Consider the following 6,337-nt stretch of genomic DNA (forward strand, 5'->3'; position numbering starts at 1 on the left):
GGGCCTGACCGGTGCGCACGGGCATCGCTGCCCGCCGGCGGCACGCCGCACAACGACGCGCGCACCGGCATGGTTCGCGAATGATGCCACGCGAAGCCGACATTTGCCTTGTGCCGCCCCCGCGGTTGCCGTCGCGGCATTCGACTCGTACGAGTCGGCCGAAAACGCAAGCAAAAATCAGATTGATCTGATCGACCGGCCCGCGCCGGCTGACCACAATGTCACGATTTGCGACGACATTGCCGCGCCGCCCCGGCACGGTCACCCGTGTCGCACGACATACCGCCCTCATGACCCCATCGCCCCTCGTCCCCGTCGAAGGCGCGCTCGCCCGCCCTCGCGCCGCCCCGCTCGACCGCGTACCGTCGTTCGGCCGCGAATGGACCTTTCGCGGCGCGCCCGGTGCGCGGCCCGACAAGCACTGCCTCGCGACACTGACGACATCCTGCATCGACGTCGACAGGCCGCACCGCGCATGCCGCTGGCAGCCGCTGCCGGTGGTGACGGCCGCGCCGATTTCAGCCGGGTCGACGGTTGCGCGGGAAACCGCGTCGGCCGGCCCGCGCTCCCGACGTAACGCCGACGGCGCTCGCGACCGGCGTGCGATGTACGCAATCTGCTGGAGTATCGGCGCGCTCGGCATCATCGGCTGGCTGATTGCCGCGTATGAATCGCCCACGGGTGTCGGGCCTGCGAACGCGATTCATACGGCCGCCGTTGCGCCGGATCACGCCACGTCATCGACCGGCACCGTGCGGGTCGCCGCGGTTCATCCGGGTCCGTCGACGAATGCAACGCCGCAGCGCACGGTAGCGCCCCCGGTCGCGAAAATAGCCGAGGCACCGTCGGCCACGCACCGTGCCGCGCCTCGTCCGCCGGCGCTTTATCCAAAGCCAACGTCCGACGCGCAGCGCACCGCGGCTGCGTTGCCGCATCGGACAAACGGCGAGCGCCCGACGTCAGCACCGGCCCGGACCGCGACCGTGTCGCACCTGGCCGCACGTCCGCCGATCCAGAGCACCGCAGCCCACACCCGCACACGCGATCGGCTCGCCCCGCCACCACACACAACAGACCTGCTCGACGATCCGCTCACGCTGATCGCAATGGCAAGCGCGCTGGGCGCCGCCCAGCCTGCCCGCGCGGCGCACGCGCCCGCCGCCGGTTTCGACTGGACGTCGCAACTGTCCCACCGCCGCATGACCGACGCGCCGGACGCGTTCGCGCGCTGACGGCCGTCCAATAAAAAACCCGGCGAAGTTCGCTTCGCCGGGTTTCGTTCGTCGGTGCGTCCGTCTGACGAATCGTTACTTGTGCGCGGGCAGCCCCGTTTCGGTCTGCTTCTCGAGTTGCCGCACCTGCTCCTGCAGATCGCGCAACTGCAGCTGCGCGGCCCGCTTCTCGACCTGCAGCGCCTGCGTCTGCTCCTGGGCCGACCGTTGCCGCTGCGCGACTTCGGCCTGCTGGCTGCGCGCGACGCTCAGGTCGGCCTGCAACTGCTGCGCACGATTCGCCTGCAGCGCGATCACGCGTTCGAGAAACGCCTTCTGCGCCTGCAGCTCGGTACGGCGGATTTCGATATCGGCGAGCTGCACGGTTTGCTGGACGAAGTTCGCGTACACCATCTCCGCGCGGTTCTTCTCCTGCGACCGGATCACGCGCCACAAATTCTTGTCCTGGAACAGCGCGACGTAGTACGTCATCTCGCGCGGATCGAACATCAGGCTCGCACCGTAGCTGCCGTTGTACGTCGTGCGCATCTCGACGATCCGGCCGTCGTGCAGCATCTGCGTCAACTCGGCGACATTGCCTTGCACGGTGGCGTCCGGGGTCGCTGCGGCCGCCGCTCGCGACGCATCGCCGCTCAGGCTCGTCACCGCCGGACGCGTACCGGCGACCGGCGCGGTCGCGTCGGCGGACCAGGCCGCACCTGCTTGCGTGCAGGCGGCCAGTGCAACGATCCACGTTGCGCATCGTGCAGGGGAAAAGTTTCGGAAAGCCAACGTCAGACTCCGGCGAACGAATCGGGACTCGCGATTATCGTTCAAAACCAAAAGGCCGCATCTCGAATTTATCGGGATGCGGCCGGCCGTCGTGCGATGTAAAAAATCCGGCTTTCTACAGGCGGGTTTCGCGTGCCGCGCGCAGGAACGCATCGAGCAGCGGCGTGCAGTCGAGCAGCTCCGAGCCGCCCGCACGATGGAACTCGGGGTGCCATTGCACACCGACGACGAACGGCGAACGGCGATGGCGGATGCCCTCGATGATCCCGTCGCCGGCCGACACGGCCTCGATGTTCAGATCGCGGCCGAGATCGCGGATCGCCTGATGGTGGATCGAGTTGACGATCGCTTCGCTGCGCCCGGGAAACATGTTCGCGAGCGTCGACGAATCGGGGAAGCGGATCGCGTGACGATGCTGGTCGTAATGCTCGCTCACGTGCACGTTCGCGGTCGGCACGTCGGTCGCGATGTCCTGATACAGCGAGCCGCCGAACGCGACGTTGATCAGCTGGCAACCGCGACACACGCCGAGGACGGGTTTGCCGGACTCGACGAACTCGTGCAGCAGCTCGAGTTCGTACATGTCGCGCACACGATCGCCCGGCCATTCGGGGCGCGCGTCCGACGCCGCGTAGGTTTGCGGCGACACGTCGGCGCCGCCTTGCAGCAGCAGGCCGTCGAGATGCTTCGCGTAGTCGCGCAGGCGGATGTTGCTCGGGTGAATCATGCCCTGGTGGCCGACGGTCGGAATCATGAACACGAGCACGTCGCGCGACATCACCCAGTGTGCGATCGATTCCTCGAGATACTGCAGCGTCTTGCCTCGCAGCCCCTTCGCGCCCGGTTCCGGATGGAAGATCCGCGCCGACACGCCGATGCGCAGCGTGCGCTGCGTGATGCGCTGGCCCGCGCGGTCGAACCACCGGCGCGCACGCGCGGCCACGATCCGGCCGAACACCGACCACGGCGTGTCGCTCTGCTTCAGGTACGCCGGCGGCGCATTCTGCGCGCTCGCGGGCGGCGGCCGCGGCGTATCGAAATCGGGCGGCGCGCCGAAGCCGGGCGGCGGCGCACCCGGCTTCGGCGGCACGGCGCCGGCAGCGTTCGTCGAACCCGGGGCGCCCGGCTCGGACGCGGCCGTGACCGGCGATGCGCCGTCTACAGCAACGTTCTGCGCGGCGGCCTGTGCTGCCGGCGCATCGGGCGCTTTCGCCGGATCGGAACGGAGGGAATCGGAAGAAACGGAAGAGTTGCCGGGCAGACCGGCCGGGGAAGGCGTGTTTTCGCTCATGACGATGGTCTGGTACGTCGCTCACGCGTATGGATAGACGAGGATTCATTATGCTTCAGTGCACGATCGCGCGGTAAACCTGCAACATCCTGTCGATATTGTTGCAAGCCAGTGGCAAACCGCACCGGGGAGCGTCCCGGTTCGCGTGCGGACGACACCAATGTCCCATCGCCCGCACTGGACACCAGTGATATATCACAATAATATCCAGCCATCGTCCACGCTTCCCGATCGCCCGCGCCATGATCGCGCCCCATCCGGCCGCCGCGCCGCAACCCGCATGAATGCGCTGACCGACGTCATCCGTGACCGGCCCGCCGCGCCGGCGGCGAGTCTCGCCGACCGCGCCTATGCGCTGATCCAGCGCGACATCATCACGATGCGCCTGAAGCCGGGCGCCGCGCTCAACGAAGCCGACCTCGTCGCGCGCACGGGAATCGGCCGCACGCCGGTGCACCAGGCCGTCCATCGGCTCGTGCTCGAAGGGCTGTTGTCCGTGATGCCGCGCAAGGGATTGATGGTGCAGCCGCTGTCGCTCGACGACATCGTCGCGGTGATCGACGTGCGGCGCATCAACGAAGCGCACTGCGCCGAACTCGCCGCACGCCATGCGACGCCCGACGATCTCGCGCGCATGGCCACGCTGCTCGACGACGGACAGGCCTGCGTCGATACGCACGACGTCGAGGGCATGATGGAGCTCGACCGTGCGTTTCATCAGGCGATTGCCGCGGCCGCGCGCAATGCGGTCCTTGCCGAGATCCTCCGCGCGCTGCACGAGCGCTCGCTGCGCTTCTGGTTCGTCACGCTGTCCGAACCGCACCATCTCGCCGACGTCCAGCACGAGCATCGCGAGCTGTTCGAACGGCTCGCCGCGCGCGACGCCGCCGGCGCGCGCGCGGCCGTCGAAGGCCATATCGATTCGTTCCGCTCCACGCTTCTTCAACATCTTCGCCCCTGAGCCACCCATGACCACGTTCACGCCCTTCCCCCCGCTCGCCCGGCTCGCCGCCGACCTCGCCGCCGGCCGGACCACGAGCCGCGCGCTCGTCGACACCGCGCTCGACCGGATCGCCGATCCGTCCGGCCAGGGCGCCGCCGTCTTCACCCAGGTCGATGCCGACAACGCGCGCGCGGCCGCCGACGCACACGACCGGCTGCGCGCCGCGGGCACCGTGCTGTCGCCGCTCGCGGGCATTCCCGTGTCGGTCAAGGATCTGTTCGACGTCGCGGGCCAGGTGACACGCGCGGGTTCGCGCGTGCTCGACGGCGCGCCGGCCGCGCGCACCGATGCGGTCGCCGTTGCGCGGCTCAAGCGCGCGGGCGCGGTGCTGGTCGGCCGCACGAACATGAGCGAGTTCGCGTTCTCGGGGCTCGGGCTGAATCCGCACTATGGCAATCCGCGCTCGCCGTACCACCGCGACGTGCCGGGCGATGCGCGGATTTCCGGCGGCTCGTCGTCCGGCGCGGCCGCGTCGGTTGCCGACGGGATGGCCGCCGTCGCGCTCGGCACCGACACGGGTGGCTCGATCCGCATTCCGGCCGCGCTGTGCGGACTGACGGGCTTCAAACCGACCGCGAGCCGGATCCCGACGCAAGGCGGCGTGCCGCTGTCGACCACGCTCGACTCGTTCGGCCCGATCGGCCTGACGGTCGCCTGCTGCGCGCTGGTCGACCGGATGCTCGCGGGCCTCGAACCGCACGTGCCGGCCGCACGGCCGCTCGAAGGCGTGCGGCTCGGCGTGCTGACGAACCACGTGACGGACGGCGTCGATGCCGACGTCGCGGCCGCGCTCGACACCGCACTGAAGCATCTCGAAGCCGCCGGCGCGATCGTCACGGAAGTGCGTTTCCCCGCGCTCGACCGGCTGCCGGACATCAACCGCTTCGGCTTCTCGCCGATCGAGGCGTACGCGTGGCATCGCCCACTGCTCGCGCAGCATCGCGACCAGTACGACCCGCGCGTGCTCACGCGGATCCTGAAGGGCGAACCCGCTAGCGCAGCCGACTATCTCGACCTGCTCGCCGCGCGCGCCGCGATGCTCGACGAAGCCGCGCACACGGTCTGGTCGCGCTTCGATGCGCTCGTCGCGCCGACGGTGCCGGTCGTGCCGCCGCGCATCGCCGAACTCGAAGCGGACGACGCCGCGTTCACGCGCACCAATGCGCTGATCCTGCGCAACCCGAGCGCGTTCAACTTCCTCGATGCATGCGCGCTGTCGCTGCCGTGCCATCCGCGCGACGCGGCGCCGGTCGGCCTGATGCTCGCGGCGGCGCCGCATCGCGACGACGCGCTGCTCGCGATCGGCCAGGCGGTCGAGGCGGTGCTGAACACGATCCGCTGACCGCGCAGACCGAGCGCCGGCGGGCAGTCCGCGCGGTGCGGCAGGGTGCCGCACGCGCGCTGTCAGTTTCGTGCCAGACCGTTCGCGCTAAAATCGCGCGATTGTTTTCCGGACCGACCCACGAGGAACCCCGCCGACATGAACGACTACACGCTTGCGCTACGCCGCGAACGCCGCCTGCTGATGCTGCTCGGATGGGTGTGCATCGCCCTGCTGGCCGGTGCGCTGTACCTGCAGTACGTGAAGAACGAAGATCCGTGCCCGCTGTGCATCATCCAGCGTTATTTCTTCGCCGCGATCGGGATCTTCGCGTTCCTGGCCGCCGGGATACGCAACTGGCGCGTCATCTGGGTGCTCGAGCTGCTGATCGCGGTCGCCGCGGCCGGCGGCGTCGGCACAGCCGCGCGGCACCTGTCGATCCAGATGAATCCGGGCTTCAGCTGCGGCTTCGACACGCTGCAGCCGATCGTCGACAGCCTGCCGCCCGCGCAGTGGTTCCCCGGCATGTTCAAGGTCGCCGGGCTGTGCGAGACCGTCTACCCGCCGATCTTCGGCATCCTGCTGCCCGGCTGGGCGCTGATCGGCTTCGCCGTGATCCTGCTTGCCGTCGTCGCGAGCCTCTGGCGCCATCGCCGCAAGCTCGCGGCCTGACCGGCCCGCCGCTATCGCGGCCTCAGGCGTGCGCGGCCCGATCGACC

General features: G+C 69.3%; 6 protein-coding genes. 4 read left to right on the top strand and 2 right to left on the bottom strand.

Annotated elements, in window-relative coordinates; all coding sequences use genetic code 11:
- Positions 1-218 precede the first annotated feature (218 nt).
- Positions 219-1,232, top strand: coding sequence for a hypothetical protein (locus ACTRWB_RS12950; protein WP_446902132.1), 1,014 nt, complete (start codon positions 219-221; stop codon positions 1,230-1,232).
- A 75-nt stretch (positions 1,233-1,307) separates the two neighbouring features.
- On the opposite strand, the gene ACTRWB_RS12955 is transcribed toward ACTRWB_RS12950, so the two are convergent.
- Both ACTRWB_RS12955 and ACTRWB_RS12960 read right to left on the bottom strand, forming a co-directional pair.
- Positions 1,308-2,003 carry a DUF2968 domain-containing protein gene (locus ACTRWB_RS12955; protein WP_412022266.1) on the bottom strand — a complete coding sequence of 232 codons (696 nt, stop codon included), beginning with the start codon at positions 2,001-2,003 and terminating at the stop codon, positions 1,308-1,310.
- A 115-nt stretch (positions 2,004-2,118) separates the two neighbouring features.
- Entirely contained in the window at positions 2,119-3,294 is a 1,176-nt protein-coding gene (locus tag ACTRWB_RS12960; RefSeq protein WP_048249651.1) for a gamma-glutamyl-gamma-aminobutyrate hydrolase family protein, read from the bottom strand.
- A 280-nt stretch (positions 3,295-3,574) separates the two neighbouring features.
- On the opposite strand from ACTRWB_RS12960, the gene ACTRWB_RS12965 reads away from it, so the two are divergent.
- From ACTRWB_RS12965 to ACTRWB_RS12975, 3 genes are all read left to right on the top strand, one after another.
- Complete coding sequence (locus ACTRWB_RS12965; protein WP_446902133.1) at positions 3,575-4,255, top strand: GntR family transcriptional regulator; 681 nt, start codon at positions 3,575-3,577, stop codon at positions 4,253-4,255.
- 7 nt (positions 4,256-4,262) lie between these two features.
- Positions 4,263-5,639 (top strand): amidase, encoded by a 1,377-nt coding sequence (locus ACTRWB_RS12970; RefSeq protein ID WP_193097864.1) that lies wholly within the window; start codon positions 4,263-4,265, stop codon positions 5,637-5,639.
- 138 nt (positions 5,640-5,777) lie between these two features.
- Positions 5,778-6,290: a disulfide bond formation protein B gene (locus ACTRWB_RS12975; protein WP_343494964.1), complete on the top strand. Its 513-nt coding sequence runs from the start codon at positions 5,778-5,780 to the stop codon at positions 6,288-6,290.
- Positions 6,291-6,337: the final 47 nt, after the last annotated feature.

The sequence above is a fragment of the Burkholderia sp. YIM B11467 genome (assembly GCF_052952715.1).